At 60.8% G+C, this 23,392-nt stretch carries 25 protein-coding genes and 1 tRNA gene; 7 read left to right on the top strand and 19 right to left on the bottom strand.

Features of this window, described 5'->3' with window-relative positions; all coding sequences use genetic code 11:
* Positions 1-82 precede the first annotated feature (82 nt).
* Positions 83-826, top strand: a complete 744-nt coding sequence (locus LQ249_RS23635) for an amidotransferase (protein WP_017848503.1) — start codon at positions 83-85, stop codon at positions 824-826.
* On the opposite strand, the gene LQ249_RS23630 is transcribed toward LQ249_RS23635, so the two are convergent.
* The 3 genes from LQ249_RS23630 to LQ249_RS23620 form a co-directional block, all read right to left on the bottom strand.
* The gene (locus tag LQ249_RS23630; RefSeq protein ID WP_057003909.1) at positions 804-1,775 is read right to left on the bottom strand and encodes a magnesium and cobalt transport protein CorA; all 972 of its coding nucleotides are present in this window, start codon (positions 1,773-1,775) and stop codon (positions 804-806) included. The two genes, LQ249_RS23635 and LQ249_RS23630, sit on opposite strands and share 23 nt — an antisense overlap.
* Before the next feature lie 42 nt (positions 1,776-1,817).
* On the bottom strand, positions 1,818-2,564 hold the full coding sequence (locus tag LQ249_RS23625; protein WP_057003795.1) for a lysophospholipid acyltransferase family protein: 747 nt from the start codon (positions 2,562-2,564) through the stop codon (positions 1,818-1,820).
* A gap of 215 nt (positions 2,565-2,779) precedes the next feature.
* A complete protein-coding gene (locus LQ249_RS23620; protein WP_232565938.1) occupies positions 2,780-3,472 on the bottom strand; it encodes a crotonase/enoyl-CoA hydratase family protein in 693 nt (230 codons plus the stop codon).
* A 320-nt stretch (positions 3,473-3,792) separates the two neighbouring features.
* On the opposite strand from LQ249_RS23620, the gene LQ249_RS23615 reads away from it, so the two are divergent.
* A tRNA-Ser gene (locus tag LQ249_RS23615) sits at positions 3,793-3,882 on the top strand.
* Between the two features lie 286 nt (positions 3,883-4,168).
* Positions 4,169-5,728 carry a sensor domain-containing diguanylate cyclase gene (locus tag LQ249_RS23610; RefSeq protein WP_232565937.1) on the top strand — a complete coding sequence of 520 codons (1,560 nt, stop codon included), beginning with the start codon at positions 4,169-4,171 and terminating at the stop codon, positions 5,726-5,728.
* Positions 5,729-5,757: 29 nt separating this feature from the next.
* Here LQ249_RS23610 and LQ249_RS23605 read toward each other — a convergent pair whose 3' ends face one another.
* The 6 genes from LQ249_RS23605 to LQ249_RS23580 form a co-directional block, all read right to left on the bottom strand.
* A complete protein-coding gene (locus LQ249_RS23605) occupies positions 5,758-6,798 on the bottom strand; it encodes a DMT family transporter (RefSeq protein ID WP_232565936.1) in 1,041 nt (346 codons plus the stop codon).
* Positions 6,799-6,875: 77 nt separating this feature from the next.
* Positions 6,876-7,211 carry a hypothetical protein gene (locus LQ249_RS23600; protein WP_046382401.1) on the bottom strand — a complete coding sequence of 112 codons (336 nt, stop codon included), beginning with the start codon at positions 7,209-7,211 and terminating at the stop codon, positions 6,876-6,878.
* Between the two features lie 92 nt (positions 7,212-7,303).
* Positions 7,304-7,657: a gamma-glutamylcyclotransferase family protein gene (locus LQ249_RS23595; RefSeq protein WP_046382402.1), complete on the bottom strand. Its 354-nt coding sequence runs from the start codon at positions 7,655-7,657 to the stop codon at positions 7,304-7,306.
* Positions 7,658-7,675: 18 nt separating this feature from the next.
* Positions 7,676-8,335: a M24 family metallopeptidase gene (locus tag LQ249_RS23590; RefSeq protein ID WP_046382403.1), complete on the bottom strand. Its 660-nt coding sequence runs from the start codon at positions 8,333-8,335 to the stop codon at positions 7,676-7,678.
* A gap of 77 nt (positions 8,336-8,412) precedes the next feature.
* Positions 8,413-8,991 (bottom strand): DUF4337 domain-containing protein, encoded by a 579-nt coding sequence (locus LQ249_RS23585; protein WP_017848491.1) that lies wholly within the window; start codon positions 8,989-8,991, stop codon positions 8,413-8,415.
* A 54-nt stretch (positions 8,992-9,045) separates the two neighbouring features.
* A complete protein-coding gene (locus tag LQ249_RS23580; RefSeq protein ID WP_046382404.1) occupies positions 9,046-9,930 on the bottom strand; it encodes a LysR family transcriptional regulator in 885 nt (294 codons plus the stop codon).
* Between the two features lie 93 nt (positions 9,931-10,023).
* Between LQ249_RS23580 and LQ249_RS23575 the strand changes: the two genes are divergently transcribed.
* Together LQ249_RS23575 and LQ249_RS23570 are read left to right on the top strand one after the other, a co-directional pair.
* On the top strand, positions 10,024-10,992 hold the full coding sequence (locus LQ249_RS23575) for an NAD-dependent epimerase/dehydratase family protein (RefSeq protein WP_057003798.1): 969 nt from the start codon (positions 10,024-10,026) through the stop codon (positions 10,990-10,992).
* 90 nt (positions 10,993-11,082) lie between these two features.
* A complete protein-coding gene (locus LQ249_RS23570) occupies positions 11,083-11,772 on the top strand; it encodes an HAD-IA family hydrolase (RefSeq protein WP_017848488.1) in 690 nt (229 codons plus the stop codon).
* Between the two features lie 18 nt (positions 11,773-11,790).
* On the opposite strand, the gene LQ249_RS23565 is transcribed toward LQ249_RS23570, so the two are convergent.
* Positions 11,791-12,537 carry a 3-oxoacyl-ACP reductase family protein gene (locus LQ249_RS23565; RefSeq protein WP_017848487.1) on the bottom strand — a complete coding sequence of 249 codons (747 nt, stop codon included), beginning with the start codon at positions 12,535-12,537 and terminating at the stop codon, positions 11,791-11,793.
* A gap of 126 nt (positions 12,538-12,663) precedes the next feature.
* On the opposite strand from LQ249_RS23565, the gene LQ249_RS23560 reads away from it, so the two are divergent.
* Positions 12,664-13,587 carry a LysR family transcriptional regulator gene (locus LQ249_RS23560; protein WP_017848486.1) on the top strand — a complete coding sequence of 308 codons (924 nt, stop codon included), beginning with the start codon at positions 12,664-12,666 and terminating at the stop codon, positions 13,585-13,587.
* A 15-nt stretch (positions 13,588-13,602) separates the two neighbouring features.
* On the opposite strand, the gene LQ249_RS23555 is transcribed toward LQ249_RS23560, so the two are convergent.
* The 3 genes from LQ249_RS23555 to LQ249_RS23545 form a co-directional block, all read right to left on the bottom strand.
* Positions 13,603-14,325 carry an aspartate/glutamate racemase family protein gene (locus tag LQ249_RS23555; protein WP_046382407.1) on the bottom strand — a complete coding sequence of 241 codons (723 nt, stop codon included), beginning with the start codon at positions 14,323-14,325 and terminating at the stop codon, positions 13,603-13,605.
* A 12-nt stretch (positions 14,326-14,337) separates the two neighbouring features.
* Complete coding sequence (locus LQ249_RS23550; RefSeq protein WP_057003799.1) at positions 14,338-15,867, bottom strand: NCS1 family nucleobase:cation symporter-1; 1,530 nt, start codon at positions 15,865-15,867, stop codon at positions 14,338-14,340.
* Positions 15,868-16,275: 408 nt separating this feature from the next.
* Positions 16,276-17,010 carry a phosphoadenylyl-sulfate reductase gene (locus LQ249_RS23545; RefSeq protein ID WP_017848483.1) on the bottom strand — a complete coding sequence of 245 codons (735 nt, stop codon included), beginning with the start codon at positions 17,008-17,010 and terminating at the stop codon, positions 16,276-16,278.
* 152 nt (positions 17,011-17,162) lie between these two features.
* Here LQ249_RS23545 and thrH point away from each other — a divergent pair, with 152 nt between their 5' ends.
* Entirely contained in the window at positions 17,163-17,780 is a 618-nt protein-coding gene (gene thrH / locus LQ249_RS23540) for a bifunctional phosphoserine phosphatase/homoserine phosphotransferase ThrH (RefSeq protein ID WP_017848482.1), read from the top strand.
* A 115-nt stretch (positions 17,781-17,895) separates the two neighbouring features.
* On the opposite strand, the gene LQ249_RS23535 is transcribed toward thrH, so the two are convergent.
* From LQ249_RS23535 to rloA, 6 genes are all read right to left on the bottom strand, one after another.
* Positions 17,896-18,252, bottom strand: a complete 357-nt coding sequence (locus tag LQ249_RS23535) for a helix-turn-helix domain-containing protein (RefSeq protein ID WP_017848481.1) — start codon at positions 18,250-18,252, stop codon at positions 17,896-17,898.
* The gene (locus LQ249_RS23530) at positions 18,252-18,554 is read right to left on the bottom strand and encodes a type II toxin-antitoxin system HigB family toxin (RefSeq protein ID WP_232565935.1); all 303 of its coding nucleotides are present in this window, start codon (positions 18,552-18,554) and stop codon (positions 18,252-18,254) included. The genes LQ249_RS23535 and LQ249_RS23530 overlap by 1 nt, the downstream gene beginning before the upstream one ends.
* Positions 18,555-18,781: 227 nt before the next feature.
* Positions 18,782-20,125, bottom strand: a complete 1,344-nt coding sequence (pabB, locus tag LQ249_RS23525; protein ID WP_169865440.1) for an aminodeoxychorismate synthase component I — start codon at positions 20,123-20,125, stop codon at positions 18,782-18,784.
* A 99-nt stretch (positions 20,126-20,224) separates the two neighbouring features.
* The gene (locus LQ249_RS23520) at positions 20,225-21,211 is read right to left on the bottom strand and encodes an alpha-L-glutamate ligase-like protein (protein ID WP_079444515.1); all 987 of its coding nucleotides are present in this window, start codon (positions 21,209-21,211) and stop codon (positions 20,225-20,227) included.
* Entirely contained in the window at positions 21,211-22,743 is a 1,533-nt protein-coding gene (gene rloB, locus LQ249_RS23515) for an osmotic stress tolerance membrane protein RloB (RefSeq protein ID WP_046382414.1), read from the bottom strand. The genes LQ249_RS23520 and rloB overlap by 1 nt, the downstream gene beginning before the upstream one ends.
* A 5-nt stretch (positions 22,744-22,748) precedes the next feature.
* Positions 22,749-23,297: a retropepsin-like aspartic peptidase RloA gene (gene rloA / locus LQ249_RS23510; RefSeq protein ID WP_026140213.1), complete on the bottom strand. Its 549-nt coding sequence runs from the start codon at positions 23,295-23,297 to the stop codon at positions 22,749-22,751.
* Between the last annotated feature and the right edge of the window lie 95 nt (positions 23,298-23,392).

Raw genomic sequence — 23,392 nt, 5'->3', positions numbered from 1 at the left:
ATGCGGGGCTTGCTTTGCAGGTACATTTCAAGGCAGGCTCTGGAGGTGTTCAATATTCCCATCGCCGTGTCAGGTATTTTTTATGTCGCTACGCGTCTGCATCCTGGAAACCGATATCCTGCGTCCAGGCTTGATCGATCAGTACCAAGGTTACGGGCAGATGTTCAAGCGCCTGTTCTCCAAGCAGCCGATCCCGGCCGAGTTTGTCGTGTACAACGTGGTGCAGGGTGAATACCCGTCGGATGATGAAGTGTTTGACGCGTATCTGGTAACCGGCAGCAAGGCCGATTCGTTTGGCACCGACCCTTGGATTCAGACGCTCAAAACCTACCTGCTCGACCGCTATGAGCGCGGCGACAAGTTGTTGGGCATCTGTTTCGGTCACCAATTGTTGGCGTTGCTGCTAGGCGGCAAGACCGAGCGCGCCGGCCAGGGCTGGGGCATGGGCATCCACGATTACAAAATCGATGCCAAGGCGCCGTGGATGAGCCCTGAGGTACCGGAGCTGACGTTGTTGATCAGCCACCAGGACCAGGTGACCACCTTGCCGGACAATGCCACGGTCATCGCTTCCAGCGAGTTTTGCCCGTTTGCGGCGTACCACATCGGCGATCAGGTGCTGTGCTTCCAGGGGCACCCCGAGTTCATCCACGACTATTCCCGCGAGCTGTTGGAGATTCTTCAGACAACCTTGGGCGAGAAGGTCTACAAGAATGGCGTGGCTAGTCTCGAGCGCGACCACCACGGTGTGACCGTGGCGGAGTGGATGATGCGCTTCGTCGCGCACAAGCCTGAAGCCAAGGTTAAAGCCAGCCCGAACGCTTGAAGCTGACCCACAAGCCGCTGCACCCTACGGCGATGAACCCCAGCACGCCAAAATAACCGTAATGCCATTGCAGCTCGGGCATGTTCTGGAAGTTCATCCCGTAAATCCCCGCCACCGCCGTGGGGAACGCCAGGATCGCCGCCCACGCGGCGAACTTGCGCTGCACCACGCTCTGGCGCGATGCCTCCAGCAACACACCGATCTCGATGGTCTGGCTGGCGATGTCGCGCAGGGTGGCCAGGTCTTCCATCTGCCGTGTGACGTGGATTTGTACATCACGAAAATACGGGCGCATGTTCTTGTCGATGAATGGAAAACTCAGCTTCTGCAGCTCTTCGCTGATCTCCACCATCGGTGCCACGTAGCGGCGCAGGCGCAGTACGTCACGGCGCAGGCCGTGGAGGTTCTGGATATCGTGCTCATTGAGTGAGCTGCACAGCACGTTGCGTTCCAGCTCATCGATCTCGGCGTGGATCGCCTCGCTGACCGGCTGGTAGTTTTCGGTGACGAAATCCAGCAGTGCATAGAGTACGAAATCTTCCCCATGCTCCAGCAACAATGGCCGTGCCTCACAGCGCTGGCGCACAAAACCGTAGGACGCTGAGTGCCCGTTGCGCGCCGTGATGATGTAGCCGTTGCCGGCAAAGATATGGGTTTCGATAAATTCCAGCTTGCCGTTCTCGCGCACCGGAGAATAAGTGACGATAAACAGCGCGTCGCCGAAGGTTTCCAGCTTGGGGCGGCTGTGTTTTTCCAGGGCGTCTTCGATGGCCAGTTCATGCAGGTTGAACTGGCGTTGCAGGTTGGCCAGCTCGCGGGCGTCGGGCTCTTCCAGGCCGATCCAGACAAAATGCCCGGGTTTGGCGGCCCAGGCCGCGCCTTCGTCGAGGGTGATATCGGTAACTTTCTTTCCGGCACTGTAAACAGCGGCCGCAACAACTCTACCCATGGTGCCGATCACTTCTTATCAGGGGAACAGATGTTGGGCAGCTTAGCTGGAAGCGAGTTCTATTGTTATGGCACTTTGCAGTTCGTGGTCCATCGCCTTGATGCATTCATCCATCTGCGCGTAGCAGGCTTGCATCAACGCCGGGATGTCATCCGCCGTCAGTCCGGTGGTAGGAATCGGCGGCAGCGAGCGTATGCGTACATCGCCACTGTTCCAGCGATTGAGTTGCATATGGGTGACGTAATTGCTCACGCACACCTGCACGATGGGCACGCCAGCGGCAATCGCCATGTGGAACGCGCCTTTCTTGAACGGCAGCAGGCCCTTGCCCAGGTTGCGCGTGCCTTCCGGGAAGACCCAGATCGACGTGTCCTTATGCTGCAACGTCCGGGTGGTGGTGAGCATCGCACGGCGTGCCTTGTACGCATTGCCGCGGTCGATCAGCACGTTGCCCGCCAGCCAGAACAACTGGCCGAACAACGGCACCCATTTCAGGCTTTTCTTGGCGATACACACGGTGCGGTGCGGCACCACGGTGCCCAGCACAAACAGGTCATAGTTGGACTGGTGGTTGGCGATGATCAGACAACTGCCGGGCTTGTTGCACAGCGAATCGACATCGGCCTTGACGCGCAGCCCCAGTATTCGCATCGCCGGCAGCGCATACAGGCGCGCGCACAGACGGCTATTATCCGGGTTGAACGGCCGACAGATCCCCAGCAACACGCCCAAGCCGCCGGCGAGGATAAAGTGCAGGCCCATCAACGACATACGCAACAGAAACAGCATCGACACGGCACCATCGAGACAAAAGGTGGCGCAGTGTACGGATGTACACTGTATTCGGCAATTGCCCCGATAGAGGTAGGAGATAGGCGATGTTTAAGTACATGTTTCAATAAGTGCCAGCAGGGGCAGACTAGAGCGGCCAAGGATTAGTCGGTTGTTTTTGTAAGAAAAAGCCCGACTCAAGGTCGGGCTTTGATACGGCGCATGCAGGCGGCTTAGCTCAAAATATGGCCCTGGTCCTGGATGATTGCTTCGTCCAAGGCTTCGAGCAGGGCTTTGCGCACTTTCAATTTGGTCTGCTTGTGGGCGTTCATATTGAGCTTCTTCAACTGCCGCGCTGCTTCCAGTGCCGCGGTGTGCAACGCTTCTGGCGCCACCACCTTGTCGAGGAAACCGGCTTGCAATGCGCCTAGCGGGTCGAACATCTCGGCGTTGATCACCGAGCGGTGAAACGCCGACTTGCGCAGACGATCGCGCGCCAATTCGATCCCCGCATGGTGCATGGTCATGCCGATCGCCACTTCATTCAGGCCAATGCTGAACGGGCCCTCGACCCCGATCCGATAATCCGCCGACAACAGCAGGAACGCGCCCTTGGCCACCGCATGCCCAGGGCACGCGACGATCACCGGGAACGGATGCGCCAACAGGCGCCGCGCCAGCGTCGAGCCCGACGTCACCAGGCCGATCGCCTCTTTAGGACCGGCGGTCATCACTTTCAAATCATAGCCACCCGACAGAATCCCCGGCGTCCCGGTGATGATCACCACCGCCCGATCCTTCTCGGCCTGATCCAGCGCTTCATTAAATGCACTGACCACCGCCGGAGAAATGGCATTCACCTTGCCGTTGCTCAAGGTCAGGGTCGCGATACCGTCTTCCAGGTGGTAGGAGATCAACTCACTCATGACGTGGTTCCTTGTAGGACTTGTTATAGAGGTGCATGCGCAGACGTTACTCACCACGCCCGGCCTGGTAAAGCGCTGTGACTGACTGGCCAGTCAGGCTTTCCCTCTATACCCGGCGGTAAACCGCCTGGGGCAGGGCGCAGCAACCGTCCCAGACGCGTGCCGTCGATGCCTGAGAATGGCAGAATCATCGCCCTCGCCTGGCTCGTCACGGAATACCGGTCTAACCGCATGAAAATTCTGAAAAAAACCTTTGCCATCAGCAAGTCTTTCGACTACATTAGCGCGCCTCGACAGACTGAACTGGTTTGACGAGATACGGTGAAGTGTCCGAGTGGCTTAAGGAGCACGCCTGGAAAGTGTGTATACAAGAAATTGTATCGAGAGTTCGAATCTCTCCTTCACCGCCACATTCTGCAAACACAAACCCCTGATTTTCCTAGTGAAAGTCGGGGGTTTGTGGTTTCTTGCGGCTGAAAAAAAGGCCATATAGGCCCAATGTGGGACTGACGCTGTTTTTTTCCGTCAGCCTTCGGACACGCCCGCTCGGCGCGTTCAGAATTGGCAGGTGGGCTTCCAAGCTGGTTAAACGGGCTGTTTCGGTCAACGATGGTCGAAGAGGTGCCTGCGAAAACAAGGACGATTCATCCTGCATCGAATCGTTTGCAATTCTTCCGCCCATCCGGACTGCGTAATATGACCACCCGACCGAAGCCGAAACTCAACCTTCGTATTCTGATTCTTATCTTTGTAATGCTTTCGGCAATCGCAACCCTGGCCAACAGTTTTTGGGTGACGTTCACGATTCAGAAGCAGGAGTTGATCGAGAATGCGCTGGAAGTGAACAAGGCCTACGCCTCTCGGATCGCCCGGAGTGTGGAGCAGGTACTCAATTCCGACCTCGATAAATTGAAATACAGCTCGTTCGTCATTGGCAAAGCGTTTGGCGATAAGCAGAATTTGACGGAGGAAGCCCAGCGACTGTTTGGGCAAGACGCCAGTTTCAACTCCGTGTTGATCGCCGATGCGACGGGGACAATCATTGCCTCGGCTCCCGAAAACCTCCACCTCGATGGGCGCACGCTGCAACACCGCGAGCCTCTCAGCCTTCGCGTGCCGATAATCAGCAACGCGTTCAAGTCCATGGCTGGCAATCTGGTGGTCTTTGTCAGCCACCCCATATTCGACGCGAAAGGAGAGTACCTGGGGCTGATCGGGGGCAGTGTCCGACTTGAGCAGAGGAATACGCTCCAGGCGCTGATGGACACCAATGTGCGCAAGGACGGGGCGCATGTCTATCTTGTCGACAGCGCCCGCCGGGTGCTCTATCACTCCGATCCCGAGCACATCGGGACAGTCGCTGGAAAGGGGTTGATCGACGACGCGGCGCTCAGTCGCGACGGGGGAACATTGCAGGCGATAGATGCCGATGGCGTGCAAATGCTCGCCGGTTTCGCCAGGGTGCCCATCAGCGGTTGGGGGGTGATCTCGCAGCAGCCGCTCGATAACATCCAAGCCATCCTGCGACACACCATGGCCAAGGTGGCGCAGGGCATCGCGCCGCTGGCGCTGTTCGGAATCGTGTTGATCTGGTGGCTGGGCGCGCGAATCTCGGTGCCGTTGTCCAGGCTTGCCGATTGCGCCAAACGGCTGGATTCGCCGGACAGCTACGAACGTATCAGCGCAATCCCGACGCGCTATTTCGAAAGCTGGCAGATTCGCAGAGCGCTGCTGCTCGGCGCCACCCTGCTGCAGGAAAAGATCGGCAAACTCAACCAGCAAGCGCAAACCGACGTGTTGACCGGGCTGGCCAATCGCCGGGCGATGCAGGACGTTCTGTTGCGCTGGCAGGATGCTGACAAAGCGTTCGCGGTCGTGTCCATGGACATCGATCACTTTAAGCGCGTGAACGATACGTTTGGCCATGGTGTGGGCGATGAAACGCTGCGCGCCATTGCGGGGCTCATGCAGCAGAATTCTCGGTCCAACGACCTGCCTTGTCGGGTCGGTGGCGAGGAGTTCGTATTGTTGTTACCCAATAGTTCGCTTCAGGTTGCAACGGATGTCGCCGAGCGACTGCGTGCCTCGATCGATGCCGCCAACATCGAAACGGTCGGGCACATCACCGTTTCGCTGGGCGTCGCGCTATGGCATCCCGGTGGCGATTCGATATCCGCTGTGCTGGAGAGGGCTGATCAGCTTTTGTATCAGGCCAAGCAAAGCGGGCGTAATCGGGTGGTAGCGGAGCAGGCTTGATGGGAGGCTGTGGCTATCGGGTCAAGCCTTTAATGCCGATGCCGATGATGAATATCCGGAAAATGTGGATGGCTATGCTTGATCGGGCTATGGGTATGCAGGTGACTGTGCGGCATCGCCGGGTCCCACTCGAACGGGTGTTCATGTTGATGGTGTTCATCGTGGACATGCCGATGCCCGTGTTCCGTCGCCTCATGCTGATGTGCATGGGCGTGGCGCTCGGTCAGGTGCAGCCACACCCCGGCGGCCATCAGCGCTGCTGCAATCCAGAACGCGCCGGTCACCGACTCGCCCAGCACCAGCAAGGCCAGCGCGGCGCCGAGGAACGGCGCGGTAGAGAAATAAGCGCCGGTACGCGCACTGCCCAGCCCGCGTAAGGCCAGCACAAACAGCACCAGGCTGATGCCATAGCCGAGAAACCCGACCAGCAAGATCGGCGCGAGCTGCGCCAGGCCGGGGATCTGCGCGCCGAGATACAGCGCCAGGCTGCAGTTGACCACGCCCGCGATCAAGCCTTTGGCGCCGGCGATAAACAATGCGTCCGAGGCCGACACTTTACGTGTCAGGTTGTTATCGATGCCCCAGCACAGGCAGGCCACCGCCACGGCGAGCGGCCCGGTCCAATCGTGACTGTCGGCGCCGCCTTGGGGCCATGACAACGCCACGCCACCCAGCACAATCGCAATCATCCCGAGGACGATGCGACGGTCTGCGTTTTCCCTGAACACGAGCCAGGCGATCAACGCGGTCAATACCGATTCAAGGTTGAGCATCAGCGACGCGGTGGCGCCCGAGGCGCGGGTCAGGCCGAACATCAGGGCCACGGGCCCGAGGATGCCGCCGAACGCAATGGCGCCGAGCAGCCAGGGCCATTCGGAGGGGGTCAAGCCGGTGGGGGTCCAGCCGCGATCGCGGATCAGGCGCACGATGGCGAGTCCGGCACCGCTGCCGAGGTAAAGCAGGCCTGCGAGCAGCACGGGCGAGAGGCCCAGGCCGAGGCTTTTGGCGAGCGGGGTGCTGGCGCCGAACAGCGCGGCGGCGGCGAGTGCGTAAAGGATACTGAGGTTCATGGGCCATCCTCGAAAGGTTGGCCCATGATACGTCGCTTGCTCAGGTCAAATCCCGCGCAAATAGAGCAACGTCCGGCTTAGTGTGCAGTTTTCAGCTTGACCACATCACCGGAGATCTTGGTGGTGTAACCGCTCAGCACCCAAGCCCAGAACCATTTTTCCTGGACTTCGGTATTGATCAGCGCGTCGCCACCTTTTGCCTGGATGGCAGCCGTCTGGGCGCGGACGAAACGGCTGTTCTGGCCGATCGGGATAACACCGAACAGCATGATGCCGGTGGCGCTGGCTTCACTGTGACCCAGCACGGTGTATTGGCTGCTGTCGTATTGCGGGGATTTGATGGCGGTGCCGGTGCAGCCGGCGAGGGTGAAACCGAGAACTGCTGCTGCAACCACTTTACTGACGTACTTCACTGAGTAACTCCATGGACTGAATCCCGAGATTCAATTCTCGGGGGCGATACTCTAAACGCTCCTGTAACAGATTGAAATCAATCGCCCGTCGTTCAGGCTTGCACATACACCCAAGCCGTGAGGCCCGATGCCAGCGCCACGCTGACCCGCTTGTAGTCGGACACTTCATACGCATCCGCCGCCGCCAACTCCTGCTCGCTAATCTGAAACACCATGCCTTCAACGCTGGCGCCTTGTTCGGTGCTCGGCGCGACGATCGGGTGGTGGGTCTTGCCACTGGTGGCCAGCACTTGCGGGTCGGTAATTTCTACCCAGTTTTTCGAGTAGCCCAACATGGCATCGTGCTGGCCTGCCAGTTCTCGGCCGAAGTTGGCGAGTTGGACTGCTTTGTCCTGCAGGGTGCCGTAGGAAAACAACAGCACGGGAAATTCGGCGTAGCGTTCCATTCTGGTTCCTTTGAACGATTAAGCGAGGAGGTCTTCATAGAATGCGCCATACGGCTTGCTCGGGTGAGCGATCTGGATCTCCAGAATCCACAACCCTGCATTCGGGTAGTGCTCGAAGTCGCCGAGGTTGCCGCCACGATGGATCGCGTGGGGAAAGTCGCTGACGCGGTGGCCCTTGATGTCGAGGTTCAACTGCCAACCCATGGCCTGGGCTTGTGCCTCGGCGTAGCGGTAGAGTTCGAGGCCGATGACCTGGTCGTTTTTCCAGCGCGCTTGCACGCGGTCGAACAGCGCTTTGGCCGCGTTGGCGCAGGCGATCATGTCCGGGTCGGTGCCGGTGGTGAACGTGGCGCCGGCGTCGCCTTCGTGACCTTGCCAGACCGCGCCCATGTCGATGAAGAAAATATCGTTTTCACCCAGTACCGGGTCGCCGTCGGAGTGTTGCTTGAAGGCCTTGAGGGTATTGGCGCCGAAGCGCACCAGCAGCGGGTGCCAGATGCGCTGCATGTCGAGGTCGGCGAGGACGTGTTTGCCCAGCTCGCGCGCTTCGGATTCGAGCATGCCGGGGCGGATGCGTTGGGCCAGTTGTTCGATGGCCTGCCAGGTCATGGCCTGGGCGTAACGCATGGATTCGATACTGTAGGCGGCGCCCACGGCTTCTTTGGGTAGTACGGACACCGGTATCTCCTTGTGCGGTGGTTAGCGTTGTGCGGTTTACTATATAGCGACGGGTGTTGGGCGCCCAAGCGAAATTATCAGAAATGCAGCCCCGCCAGGCCGCCCAGTACCAAGGCCACACCGCCCGCGGTATACGACAGGCGCTTCAACCATTCCTTGCGCGTCAACAACGTGATCGCCGCCAACGAAATCGCGATCTGAATCGCCGTCATCGCCTGGGCCCAGCGGTGATGCTGGTGCAAGGCTTCTTCGGATTTCTGATCCCATTCCCGTGAGGTTGCCTCCAGCTTTTCGGCCTGTTTGCGCACGTCTTCCTTCTGGCCCTTGTAGCGCTCGCTCTCATCCTTGTAATGCGCGGCGTCCACACCGGGAATATGGGTAGCCAGTTCCGCCAGGTTTTGCCGGCTGGATTTGGCCTGGTAGTAGTTCCACTGGTTGGCGGCTTCGGTCTTGAAAATGGCAGCGTTGTTCTTGTCCATCGCCGCTTCGCTTTCGGTGGAGCCGGCCTGGTAGCTGAGCATGGCGCCAAGGGTGGCCATCAGCGCGGTCATCACGGCAATGCGGCTGGCGAAATTGTCACCGCGCGCGTGGGCATGTTCGGTAGTGTGTTCGATGTGTTTTTCGTGGGGGCTGGGGACTTCGAAGGCTTCGGTCATGGCGGCGGCTGTGAAGGGATTGAGGGATTTTCATTGTTCCTCAGCGAAGCTGTCTCAATCCTGTACGTAACGTTGCAAACCCGCCACCAGCGCATCAAACGTCGCCCGGCAGCGCGGGCTGTTGCGCAGGTCTTCGTGCATGGTGACCCAGGTGTCGAGTTTGAGCGCGAATGCCTCCGGCAGTACCCGGCGCAGGCGCGTGTCTTGTTGGGCCAGCTTGACCTGGCATCCGCCGATGCCGGCGCCGGCACGGATCAGCGCCAGTTGCGCCAAGTCGCTGTCGCTGCTGAGGGCGAAGGTGCCGCGCTCGAAGCCTTTGACGGCCAGGCTGCGGATAAACGCGTTTTCCCGGTCGTAGCCGATCACCGCGTGGTCGGTCAGGTCTTTCAACTCTTGCGGCGTACCGTGCTGGTGCAGGTAATCGTCGCGGGCATGCAGGCCGACTTCGATCAGGCCGATGCGCTGTGCCAGCAATTGCTCCTGGCTGGGGCGGACCATCCGCACGGCGATGTCGGCTTCCAATTGCAGCAGGTCGCTCAGGCGGTTGGTCAGGACCAGTTCGACCTTGAGCTGAGGATGCTGTTGGCGCAACCGCGTGATGATCGGCGGCAGTACTTCCACGCCGACCACTTCACTGGCGGAGACACGCACCACGCCGCGCACTTCGTCGCCCTGGGAGGAGGCGCTGCGTTCCAGGGCGGCGGCCGTGCGCTCCATGGTCTCGGCGTGGGCCCTCATGGTGTGAGCCACTGCCGTCGGCAGCAGGCCGGTGGGGGAGCGAGTGAACAGCACCACGCCCAGGGCCGTTTCCAGCGCGGCAATGTGCCGACCGACGGTGGGCTGTGTGATGCCGAGCTGCCGTGCGGCCCCCGACAGCGATCCTTCCTTGAGTACGCCAAGAAACGATCGGTAAAGCTCCCAACCAATGTTCAATGCCATGCGTAAATGTATAGCGTCTGGATGGTCTTCGGCAATTCCTCTATAGCCAGGTTGCGAACAGAATGGCCACTCCAACCAACGTGGGAGCGGGTGATGAGCAAGGTACTGGTATTGGGTGCAACCGGCGGTATCGGCGGCGAAGTGGCGCGACAGTTGAGCGTGGCGGGCTGGCAGGTGTGTGCGTTGACCCGGGATGTCGCCAAGGCCCGTAGCCAGAATGCCGCCTATACCTGGCTCAAAGGCGATGCGCTCAATCGCCAGGACGTCATCGCTGCCGCCCGTGGCTGCGCGGTGATCATCCATGGGGTGAACCCGCCGGGCTATCGCAATTGGGCCGAGCAGGTGCTGCCGATGATCGACAACACCATTGCAGCCGCCATCGCCGAGCGCGCGACCATCGTGTTGCCCGGCACGGTCTACAACTTCGGGCCGGATGCGTTCCCGGTGCTTTCCGAAGACTCACCCCAGCACCCGCTGACCCGCAAGGGCGCGATACGTGTGCAACTGGAGCAGCGCTTGCTTCAGTCTTCCCGCGAGGGCGCTCGTGTAGTGATCGTGCGTGCCGGGGATTTTTTCGGCGCCGGAGCGGCCAACAATTGGTTCTCCCAAGGCCTGGTCAAACCCGGTAAACCGGTGCGCGCGGTCAGCGCCCCAGGTGCGCCAGGCGTCGCCCACCAATGGGCCTACCTGCCGGATGTGGCGCGCACCATGCTCGAGTTGATTGAGCGCCGCGCCGCCCTCGACGCCTTTGCCTGCTTTCATATGGCCGGGCACGTGGACAGTGATGGCACGCAGATGAGCCAGGCGATCCAGCGCGTAGTGTTACGCAGGACGGGCCTGCAACCGCGTGTAGGCGTATTTCCCTGGTGGCTGTTGAAGTTGGCTGCGCCGTTTGTCGTGACCTTTCGCGAGATACAGGAGATGCGTTATCTGTGGCAAACCCCGTTGCGTATGGATAACCAACGCTTGCTTGCGGCCCTGGGCCACGAACCCCATACGCCGTTGGAGCACGCGGTGGAGGCCGCATTGACCAGCCTGGGCTGCCTGCCCACGCCGGCCTGATCAGGCGCACAGCCTAAAAGGTTGCCTGCCGACAAGCGTGGCCGTTATTGTGCTGAATCCTTTTAGTCCTACCTCCAGGGTTTCGTCACGATGAATGCACCGCGTAGCGCAGTCGGTCCGATCAAGGCCGTGATTTTCGATATGGACGGCTTGTTGCTGGATACCGAAGGCATCTACACCGAAGTGACGCAGATCATCGCCGAACGCTTCGGGCGTACCTATGACTGGGGGATCAAACAGCACATCATCGGGCGCGGGGCCCAGGACCTGGCCGACTACGTGGTCAAGGCGCTGGACCTGCCGATCACGGCGGCTGAGTTCCTCGAAATCCGTGAGCCGCTGATGAGCGAGCGTTTCCCCAGGGCGTTGGGCATGCCCGGCGCCGAAGCGTTGGTACGGCACCTGAACGCGCACAATATTCCGATTGCGGTGGGCACCAGTTCGTCGCGCAACTCCTTTGGCCACAAGACCACGCTGCACCGCGAATGGTTTGGCCTGTTCGGCACCATCGTCACGGCTGACGACCCGGAAGTCGGTGCCGCCAAACCTGCGCCGGACATCTTCCTCACCGCCGCGCGGCGCCTGGGCATCGCGCCGCAAGATTGCCTGGTGTTTGAAGACTCGCCGTTCGGCGTCACCGCAGCAAAGGCGGCCCGGATGACCGCCATCGCCGTGCCCGACGAAGCCATGGCCGACAGCAAGTACCACCACGCCGACCAGATCATCCGCAAACTCGCGGACTTCGACCTCGCCGCCTACGGCCTGCCGCCCATGTCCTGACCCGGCGCCTACAGGCGGTTATGCGCTGAAGCCACCGTCGATGGTCAGGCTGGCCCCAGTGATGTAACCCGCTTCCGGCCCGGCCAGGTAGGCCACAAAGCTGGCGATCTCCTCGACATGGCCATAACGGCCCACCGCCATCAACCCGATCAGGCTCTCGGCGAACTCACTGTTCGCCGGGTTCATGTCGGTGTCCACCGGCCCTGGCTGCACGTTGTTAATGGTGATGCCACGCGGCCCCAGGTCCCGCGCCAGGCCCTTGGTCAGGCCGACCAGCGCCGCCTTGCTCATCGCATACGGCCCGCCGCCGCCAAAGGGCATGCGTTCGGCGTTGGTGCTGCCGATGTTGATCACGCGGCCGCCTTCGCCCATGTGCTTGGCCGCTTCCTGAGTGGCGATGAATACGCTGCGCACGTTGATTGCCAGGGTCTGGTCGAAGTCCTCCAGTTTGAAGTCTTCCAGCGGCGCGATGGCCAGCACGCCGGCGTTGTTCACCAGGATATCCAGGCGCCCAAAGGCTTGGACCGTGGCGTTGACCGCGTTGCGAATCGCCGTGGCATCGGCGCTGTCGGCCTGAATCGCCAGGGCTTTGCCGCCGGCGCTGATCACGCTGTTCTGCAGTTCTGCGGCCTTGGCGGCGGAACTGACGTAGGTAAAGGCGACGGCCGCACCTTGCGCCGCAAGACGCTTGACGATGGCGGCGCCGATGCCGCGTGAACCGCCTTGAATCAAGGCGACTTTGCCGCTGAGGTTCTGGGTAGTCATGTTGATCTCCTCACTGTTCAAGGCGGGATGCCTTGTGGATGCAGCCGAGTATCGACCTCACCCGCCGCTGTCGGTAGACCCGGATTGCTATAGTCTGTGTAAACCAAAAGTTTAGAGTGGGCAGATATGGAGAGCTTCGGCAGTATCGAATGCTTTGTGCGCAGCGCCGAAGGCGGCAGCTTTGCCGAAGCGGCCCGGCGCTTGAGCCTGACCCCGGCGGCGGTGGGCAAAAGTGTCGCCAAGCTGGAAGCGCGCCTGGGGGTGCGGCTGTTCCAGCGCAGCACCCGGCGCCTGACCCTGACCGAAGCCGGCAAGCGGTTCCTCGCCGAAGTCAGCGACAGCCTCATCACCATTCAGAACGCCGTGGCCAACCTGGCCAGCGCCGAGGGGCGGCCGGTGGGGACGCTCAAGGTCAGCATGGGCACGGTGTTCGGTAATCGTTATGTCATGCCGTTGCTGGGGGAATTCGTCCGGCGTTTTCCGGATATCAGCCCGGATTGGCATTTTGACAACCGCCAGGTCGACCTGATCGGCCAGGGCTTCGATGCGGCCATCGGCGGTGGTTTTGAGCTGCCCCAGGGCGTGGTTGCACGCAAGCTGACGCCCGCGCACCGGGTGTTGGTGGCGTCAGCGGATTACCTGGCGCAACGCCCGCCGGTACTGGCGCCCGAGGATTTGGCGCGTTGCCTGGGCATCCTGATCCGCTCCCCGCAAACCGGCCGCGTGCGCTCCTGGCAACTGACCAGCCGCGAGCGCGAACAGCGTCCATTGGCGCTCAAGCCGCGCATGACCCTGAGCGACTCGGAGGCCGCCTGTTGCGCGAGTGCCCAGGGGATGGGCATTGCGCTGGTGAGCATGCCGATGGCAGTGCCGTTCCTCGACAGTGGCGCGGTGGTGCGGGTGCTGCCCGACTGGTACGTCGACGACGGCAACATCTCCCTCTACTACGCCGAACACAAACTGCTGCCCGGCAAGACCCGGGCGTTTGTCGACTTCATCCTCGAGCAGTTTTTAATCGCGGGACTGGCGCAGCGCTTCAGCGCGATTTGATCGCCGCGACCTGTTCTATCGGCTGCGCGGCCAGCCGATGACAGTCTTCGGCCGCGGGGTGGCGTAGGTCCTGACCTTCGACGTCGACAACCCCAATCGCACCAACCCTTCGGCAATCGTCACCGCCGCCGTTACCCCGTCCACCACCGGCACCCCGGTGCGCTGGCGAATGCGTTCGTCCAGCCCGGCCATGCCGCCGCATCCCAGGCAGATCACCTCGGCCTTGTCCTCGCGGATCGCCAGTTCAGCCTGCCGCACGATGGCCTCCATGGCCGCCAGCGGGTGTTCTTCCAGCTCCAGCACCGCCATGCCGCTGGCCCGCACCGAGGCGCAGCGTTGATACAGACCGGCGAGTTTCAGGCGGTCCTCGATCAGCGGTACGGTGCGGTCCAGGGTGGTCACCACCGAGTAGGCGTGGCCGAGGAACATCGCGGTGGTGGCTGCCGCTTCGGTGATGTCCACTACCGGCACATTCAACAATTCCTGTAGGCCTTCGCGCCCATGTTCGCCATACCCGGCCTGGATCACCGCATCGAACGGCTGGTCGTAGGCCATCACGCGGTCCATCACCGCGATGGCCGCCAGGTAGCTCTCAAAATTGCCTTCCACCGATTCGGCGCCGAAGTACGGCGTGAGCCCGATAATCTCGGTGCCCGGCGAGGCCACGGACCGCGCTTGCTCGGCGATGGTCTGGGTGATGGATTCGGTGGTGTTGACGTTGACCACGAGGATACGCATGGAATGTCCTTTTTAATGACTGACGTTATCGACTGCAATGCTTTCACCGCTGACATCAGCGTAGAACGCTTGGCGCTTGGCGATCAGCCGGTACAACAGCCCTGCAATACCGGCGCCAAACAACCAGGAAAACGGCGAGACACTGGCAAACCCCGGCAACAGCGCCAGCAGGATGGCGATCACCGCCGCAGGAATAAATGCCGCCACCGCGCGCATATTCACGCCACGGCTGTAGTAATAAACGCCATTCGGGTCTTCGCTGTACAGTTGCGGCACATCGACCTGGCTTTTACGGATCAGCCAGTAATCGACCATGATCACCCCGTACAACGGCCCGAGCAGCGCGCCCAGGCCGGAAAGGAAATACACGATCACCAGCGGGCTGTTGTAGAGGTTCCACGGCAGGATCAGCACCGCCACGGCTGCGCTGATCAACCCGGCGCGGCGGAAGTTCAGGTACTTGGGCGCCAGGTTGCTCAGCACAAAGGCCGGGGCGACGAAGTTGGCCATGATGTTCACCGCCACGGTGACGATCAGGAACGCCAGGCAGCCGAGTACCAGGAAGAACGTATTGGGGATCGCCGCGATGATCTCGGTCGGGCTTTCGATCACCCGGCCATTGAGCTGGAACTGCCCGCCGCAGAGCAACACGGTGATGGCGGCGAACACCAGGATGTTCACCGGCAGGCCCCAGAAGTTGCCGACCTGGATGGTCTTGCGGCACGGCGAAGAGCGCGCGAAGTCGCAGAAGTTGAGGATCAACGTACCGTAGATCGCCAGCCACAGCGCGCCGCCGGCAAAGATATTGCGCCACATCTCGCCACCGGTGAGCGGCTCGCGGATCGACCAGGCGATGTGGCCGTCGGCCTGGAAGTACATCCAACCGGCCAGCGAAGCGACGGTCAGCAAAATCACCGGCCCGGCGAAGCCTTCGTAGCGACGCACGGTCTCCATGCCATAGGCCAGGATCACCAGTTGCACGAACCAGATTGTCACAAAGCACGCCCAGCCCAGGCTCGACAGGCCCAGGATCGAGTTGTGGTCATAGTCGGCAAACCCCGGATGAATCGCCGTCAGCAATACTCGGAACACCACCGAGGCCAGGTAGGTCTGGATACCAAACCAGGCAATCGCAATGACCGCACGGATCAAGGCTGGAATCTGTGCGCCGTGAATGCCGAAGCTGATGCGGCTGATCACCGGAAACGGCACCCCGGTCTTCTGCCCCATATAACCCGACAAGTTCATGAAGAAGTACACCAGCGCCGCGCCGATCCCCAGGGATAACAGAATCTGCCAGCCACCCAGGCCCAGCGCATATAAGCCAATGGCGAACGAGTAATTGGCGATGTTGTGTACGTCGTTGGTCCATAACGCAAAGATGCTGTAGCGCCCCCAGCGTCGGCCTTCGACCTTGGTCGGCGCCAGGTCCCGGTTGTGCAGGCGCGGGCTGAGTACCAGCGGGCCGGGACTCGCGGCCTCGGGGTTGAGGGCGGAGGAGGGCAGATCCAGTGCGAGGGTGTTCGAGAGGCGTGTACGCATTCCGGCAGGCTCCAGCACTGCTGCAGCAAAGCCGCAGCGGGAAAGTGTATGTATGTTTTGTATTTATTGTATACAAAGCGTACTTCACCTTAAGCCACATACGTGCCAGTTTTCGATCTATGAAAATCTTGGTTAATTTCGTTTTTATAGGTTCTATAAATAACTGACTGAATTCAAAGCAATATAAATTGACCGTTTGAACAGGTATTTATTTTTGACGGGGCAGAACCTCTGTTTAGAGGATAAACAGCGGCAGAGAGGAGATGTTACGTTTTGGTGCGAAGGTCGATGGATTGCACACATAAATGGCACCGATGGTTACATTTGTGTGTACATTTTTACGCTCGGCACAAAACAAATGTGGGAGGGGGCTTGCTCCCCCTCCCACATGGTTGACTGCGTCAGCGCTTAGGCCTTGCTGATGAGATTCCCGGCATGCAGCCCGCATTCCTTCTGCGTGGCTTCTTCCCACCACCAGCGGCCTTCGCGTTCGTGTTGGTTTGGCAACACCGGGCGGGTGCAGGGCTCGCAGCCGATGCTGATAAAACCGCGCTCGTGCAGGCTGTTGTACGGTAGCTCCAGCATGCGGATGTAACTCCAGATCTCTTCGCTGGTCATCTGCGCCAGTGGGTTGAACTTGTACAGGGTGCGTTCCGGGGTGGAGAAGGCCGTGTCGATTTCCAGCGCCGCCACTTGGCTGCGGGTGCCGGGGCTCTGATCGCGGCGCTGGCCGGTAGCCCAGGCGCGCACGCCGGAGAGCTTGCGGCGCAGCGGCTCGATCTTGCGCACGCCGCAGCATTCGCCATGGCCGTCTTTGTAGAAGCTGAACAAGCCTTTCTCTTTGACGAAGGGTTCCAGTTTGCTCTGGTCCGGCGAGATCAGCTCGATGTCGATCTTGTAGAACTCGCGCACCTGTTCGATGAAACGGTAGGTCTCCGGGTGCAGGCGGCCGGTGTCGAGGCTGAACACCTTGACGTTCTTGTTCAGCTTCCAGGCCATGTCCACCAGCACCACATCCTCGGCACCGCTGAAGGAAATCCACAGGTCATCGCCGAACTGGCTGAACGCCAGCTTGAGAATGTCCTGGGCAGATTTGTTGGCATAGGTCGTGGCGAGTTCAACGACATCGAAGGCTTGGTTCATCAGGACGGTTCCTACAGGTCAGTGGCGCTGAGCGCTCTATAGGAGAGTGATGGTATCAAAATCCGCCCTGCGTTGCGGCCGCCGCCTTGAATCGCTAGAGTTCGGCAGTCTTTTTGCTCGCTCGACTTGAACAATACAAATAGGAGTGTCTCGTGGAAATTGCCTGTCTCGACCTGGAAGGGGTATTGGTTCCGGAAATCTGGATCGCCTTCGCCGAAAAAACCGGTATTGAATCCCTGCGGGCGACCACCCGGGACATTCCCGACTACGACGTGCTGATGAAGCAACGCCTGCGCATCCTCGACGAACACGGGCTCAAGCTCGCCGATATCCAGGAAGTGATCGCTACCCTCAAGCCGCTGGACGGTGCCATCGAGTTCGTCAACTGGCTGCGCGAGCGCTTCCAGGTGGTGATTCTGTCGGACACCTTCTACGAATTCTCCCAGCCGCTGATGCGCCAGCTGGGGTTCCCGACCCTGTTGTGCCACCGCCTGATCACTGACGAAACCGACCGCGTGGTCAGCTACCAACTGCGCCAGAAAGACCCCAAGCGCCAGTCGGTGCTGTCGTTCAAGAGCCTGTACTACCGCGTGATCGCTGCCGGTGATTCGTATAACGACACCAGCATGCTGGGCGAGGCCGACCGCGGGATTCTGTTCCATGCGCCGGAGAATGTGATCCGCGAGTTCCCGCAGTTCCCGGCGGTGCATACGTTTGAAGAGCTGAAGAACGAGTTCATCAAGGCTTCGAACCGGCCGTTGAGCCTGTAAGTCGTTCCGCGCAGCTGACGGCCCTATCGCGAGCAAGCCCGCTCCCACATTCGACCGCGTTTATCCTCTGGAAGCGCGGTCGAATGTGGGCGCGGGCTTACAGCCGCCTGAGTTCTTAAGCCCCTGCCAGCAGCCGTTCATACGGGATGCTCAAGCCTTCATGCAGGCGCTTGATCATCGACAGGCTCAGCTTGCGCTTGCGGTTGAGCACTTCGGACACCCGGCCGCTGGTGCCGATGAAGGCCTCCAGGTCGCGCGCCGTCATGCCGAGTTGCTCCATGCGAAAGCGGATGGCTTCCACCGGGTCCGACGGCGGCATCGGATAATGTTCGGCCTCGTACTTTTCAATGAGGACCGCAAGAATTTCCAGCTCATCGCCCTCAGGCGAGCCGATTGGCGCTTCCCATATCTGTTCGACGCGTGCGAGCGCGGCGGTGAGGTCTTCTTGGGAATGTATGGGTTTGATGTTCATCACACGGTCTCCGCGTTGATCTGATCGTACTGTGCGTGGGTTCCCACGAAACGTATGAACCCAAGCTGACGCTGATAATTGATCGCCATGATCACTCGATACCGGTTGCCGCCCACGTTGAATACAACCCTGCTGCCTTTGAGGATGCTCGTGGTTCCGAGCTCCGTCTTGAGCGCTTGCGGCGTTGGGTATGCAGCCTTCTCCATATGGCGATACAACTCGACCAGCGGTGTTTTGGCGTCGATACAAGCTGGGTGGCTCTCCCAGAAGAGACGTAAGGTCGAGAACGCGATTATCCGCATGAGTCAGACCTCCCAATTTGGGAGATATTAGGCTCAGGCAAGTGCAGATGCAATCTTGGAAATATTTTCTGACGAGTAAGCAATCGCTTCATGTGATCCTTCACAGATGGCGGGTGGACGGTCGAAACCGGACGCTATCCTCCGGTTCACAGGCCGTCCACAGCGGTTCTGATTCAGGTTTTTTCCGCGGCCGGGCGTTGCCTCCCAACGCCAGGAAGGGCGCTGCGTTACAGGCTTTCCAGGGTTTGTAACAACACCCGCACCTTGGTCAGCGACTCCTGATATTCCGCTTGCCATTGCGAGTCGGCGACGATCCCGCCGCCGCCCCAGCAGCACACCTGGCCGTCCTTGACCAGCAGGCTGCGGATGGCGATGGAGCTGTCCATCTCGCCACGCACGTCCAGGTACACCAGCGAGCCGCAGTACAGCCCGCGGCGGGTTGGCTCCAGTTCGTCGATGATCTGCATTGCGCGGATCTTCGGTGCGCCGGTGATGGAGCCGCCAGGGAAGCTGCCGGCGATCAGATCCAGGGCGTCCTTGTCGTCGGCCAATTCGCCGGTGACGCTGCTGACCAAGTGATGCACGTTGGGGTAGCTTTCCAGGCTGAACAACTCCGGTACTTTCACCGAGCCGGTGCGGCAGGTGCGCCCGAGGTCGTTGCGCAACAGATCGACGATCATCAGGTTCTCGGCACGATCCTTGGGGCTGGCCAGCAGTTCGGCGGCGTTGGCGGCGTCTTCTTCAGGCGTCAGGCCGCGCGGGCGGGTGCCTTTGATCGGGCGGGTTTCGACCTGGCGCTGGCTGATCCTGACGAAACGTTCCGGCGACAGGCTCAGTACCGCGCCGTCATCCGGCAGGCTCTGGAACCCGGAAAATGGCGTCGGGCAGGCTTCGCGCAAGGCGCAGTAGGCCGCCCACGGATCGCCGCTGCACGCTGCGCGAAAGCGCTGCGTGAAGTTGACCTGGTAGCAGTCGCCCGCGCGGATATAGTCGTGGATGCGGGCGATGGCCTGCGCGTAGGTCTGGGCGCTGATGTCGGGGGCCATGGGGCCGTGGAGCTTGAAGTTGGCGGCTATCTCGGCGGCTGGCTGGCTGAACAGCTTGATCAGTCGCTGCCGCTCGCCATCGGCCAGTGTCGGGTGAAACACCAACTGGCTGGTCTGCGCATGGTGATCGCTGACCAGGGCCCAGGCGTACAGCCCAAAACGTGCGTCTGGCAGGTGCAGATCGTCCACCGCGCGGTGCGGCAACTGTTCCAGGTGCCGGCCGAAATCGTAGCTCAGGTAACCGATCAGGCCGCCGGCGAACGGCAACTCGTAGCCGGCCGGCAATGCCGCCTCACCCAACTGTGTAAGGTTTTCCCGCAGGCGTTGCAGGAACTCGCTGCCGCTCTCGTCAGGCCGCACCGCCAGCGTCGCTTCGGGCCAGGCGCTGAGCAGGTCATAACGGCCCCGCTCGGCTGTCGGGCGGCCGCTGTCCAATAGCACCGCGCCAGGGGCATGGCGAATCGCCGCAAAATACTCGGCGGGGTTGGCCCGGTAGGGCAGTGGGTGTACGGAACAGGTCGACATGCGGGGTGGATCAGCTGATGGCGTGGGGGAGGGGATTGTAGACCCCTGTAGGATTTGGTCCTAGAGGGGATGTCGGGGATAGACAGATCGAAGGCTGGCTCAACCTTCGACGGCGGGGATGTGCCCGAACATGGCCTGCACGAACTTCACCCGTTCTTCCGGCGTTTCCGTCACGCCGGCAGCTTTCAGGGTTTCCAGTCGTGCCTCGACCGCGTGGGTGCGCAGGGTCAGGCCGCAGTCGTTGGCGATCTGGATATTCAGCCCCGGTCGCGCATTCAGTTCGAGGATCAGTGGGCCTTTTTCCTGGTCCAGCACCATGTCCACGCCGATGTAGCCCAGCCCGCACAGCTCATAGCAGCCGGCGGCGAGCTTCATGAAACCGTCCCAGTTGGGCAGTTGCACGCCATCCACCGCGTTGGTGGTGTCAGGGTGTTTGGTGATGATGTTGTTCAGCCAGGTGCCGCGCAGGGTCAGGCCGGTGGCCAGGTCGACGCCCACGCCGATCGCGCCCTGGTGCAGGTTGGCCTTGCCGCCGGACTGGCGGGTCGGCAAGCGCAGCATGGCCATCACCGGGTAGCCCATCAGCACGATGATGCGGATATCCGGCACGCCTTCGTAGCTGATGCTCTTGAAAATCTGGTCGGGCACCACGCGGTACTCGATCAGCGCGCGGTCGCGGTGGCCGCCCAGGGAGTACAGGCCGGTGAGGATGCTGGAAATCTGATGCTCGATTTCCTCATGGCTGATGATCTTGCCGGAGACCGTGCGATAACGCCCCTCAAAGCGGTCGGCGATAACGAGGATGCCGTCACCGCCGGCGCCCTGGGCCGGCTTGATCACGAAGTCGTTGCGTCCACCGATGATCTCGTCGAGCTTGTCGATTTCCTTCTCGGTGGAAATCACCCCGTACATTTCCGGCACATGGATGCCGGCCGCCAGCGCGCGTTCCTTGGTGATGATCTTGTCATCCACGATCGGGTACAGGCTGCGCTTGTTGTACTTGAGCACGTAGTCCGCATTACGCCGGTTGATGCCCATGATGCCCCGCGCTTCCAGGGCCTTCCAGGTCTTCCAGAAGCCGAACATTACGAGTCAGCCTTGAGGAAGGCCTTGAAGCGCACCAGCTCGGTCAGGCGGTAGCCGCGATAACGCCCCATGGCCAGCATGAAGCCCACCAGGATCAGCAGGATCGCCGGGAAGGTGAACACAAAGTAGACCAGCTCCGGCACGCTCATGATCAGGTGCGCCAGGGACGCCGCGAACAGCGTGCCGATCGCCACTTTCAGCGCATGGCTGGCGCCGCGTTCTTCCCAGGTGATCGACAGGCGTTCGATGGTCATGGTCAGAATCACCATCGGGAACAGCGCCACCGACAGCCCGCGCTCCAGCCCCAGTTTATGGCTGAACAGGCTGATGGCCGCGATCAGCACCACCACGAAGGTCAGCACCACCGACAGCCTCGGCAGCATCTGCAACTTCAGGTGTTCCAGGTACGAGCGCAGCGACAAGCCCAGCGCGGTGATGATCGTAAACAGCACAATCCCGAAGCCCAACTGAGTCTCGCGGAACGCCAGGGCGATCAGCACCGGGGTAAATGTGCCCAGGGTCTGCAGGCCGATCAGGTTGCGCAGGATCAGGATCACCAGCACGCCGATCGGGATCATCACCATGATCATGAAGGTCTGCTGGGTTTGCAGCGGCAGGCCGTACAGCGAGTATTCGAGGAAGTTGGCGTCGGTGTTTTCGTCGGTCAGCTTGGCCAGGCGGATCGCGTTCATTTCGCTGTTGTTCAGGCTGAAGGTGACCATGGCTTTCTTGCCGCCATCGACGGTGATCAGGTTTTCATCGCCGGTCCACCACAGCAGGCGGTCGGCGGGCAGGCCTGGTTCGCCGGTTTCCGGGTTGAAGTACAGCCAGTCATTGCCATTGAAGCTGCGCAGCCACAGTTCCGGGGTTTGCGGCTGGTCGGCGACGAGGCGGATGGTGTGGACCTTTTCCACCGGCACGTGGGCGATGGACAGCAGCAGTTCGACGATCTTGGCCTTGTGCGGTGTCGACGGGTCGCCCGCCAGCAGCAGCTTGACGTTGTCGTCGTTGAGGTTGTTGGTGCGCTTGATGGCTTCGGTAATAAAGGTTTCCACATCGGCCGAGTGCTGGCGGATCGGCGCGAGCAGGGCTTCGGCGGCGATTTTTTCCGGGCCTTCCACGGCGATGCTGTCGCGGAAGGTCGGGCCCTTGATCTTGACCTTTTCACCGCTGTAACGCTTGGTCAGCACCAGGCGGTAATACAGGGTCTGCTTGCCCTTGGCCCGGCGCGCCGACCAGGTGACCTTGCGGTTGCCATCGATGCGGTTGACGCTGACCCCGTAGTTATTCGAGATGAAACTCTCATTGAGGCTGACGAAGTCGCGGCTCAGGGGCGGCACGAACATCTGGATCTTCACCGGGTCTTTCGGGTTGGCGACGAACTCGACCTTGGCGTCGATGTTCCACAAGTCGTCGGTGGCGTCCTCGGTGACGGGAATGCCCAGCACGAAGATCTGGTAGGCGGTGACCGAAATACCCAGCACCACCAGGAGGGTGATGAGGATTTTCAGGTGCAGGGTCAGAGAGCGCATTCGGTTTACTCGGCGGTATGAGCGTCGGCGGCGCAGGCAGGTTTGCCCGCTGCGTATTTAAGACTGGGGTCGACCAGCGCATCAAAGCGTTTCAGCGCTTCGGAGCCGATCAGCAGCGGGTATTGGAAAGCGCTGCGGTCAGTCAAGTTCACTTCGATGCTGCGTAAAGCGCTGCCCATGCAGATATCCAGGGCAATCACCGGACGGGCGGTGTAGTTCTTGTCCTCATCGGGGTCGTAATCACCGGCGCGGCGCTTGATCTTGCTGACGCGGGCCAGTGGGCGTTCGATGGGGTGGGAATGGGCAGTGTCGATGGCCAGGTAGAAGCGTACCCAGGATTCGCCGTTGCGCTTGAAGCGTTTGATATCGCGGGCGCTCAACGAAGCGGTCTTGGCGCCGGTGTCGAGTTTGGCCGCCACTTCCAGGTCGATATCCGCCAGCTTGGCGTATTCGTTGAGGCCATACACGGTCTTCTCGGCGGCAGCGCATAGCCCCGGCATAAGTCCTGGTATGAACAGTAGGCAAAACAATCGGGGGAAGGGCTTGAGTCTCATAAATCCTGAGGCGGTGCAGTGCGATGTTCAATTCAAGGCGACTGGCATTGCTGCGCAAGCTCCCTCGTGCGCCGTTTCATCAAGAGATGTCAGGC

It is taken from the genome of Pseudomonas sp. 7-41, assembly GCF_021233075.1.
Taxonomy (GTDB): Bacteria; Pseudomonadota; Gammaproteobacteria; order Pseudomonadales; family Pseudomonadaceae; genus Aquipseudomonas; species Aquipseudomonas veronii.
This window is presented reverse-complemented; position numbering and strand designations above follow the sequence as displayed.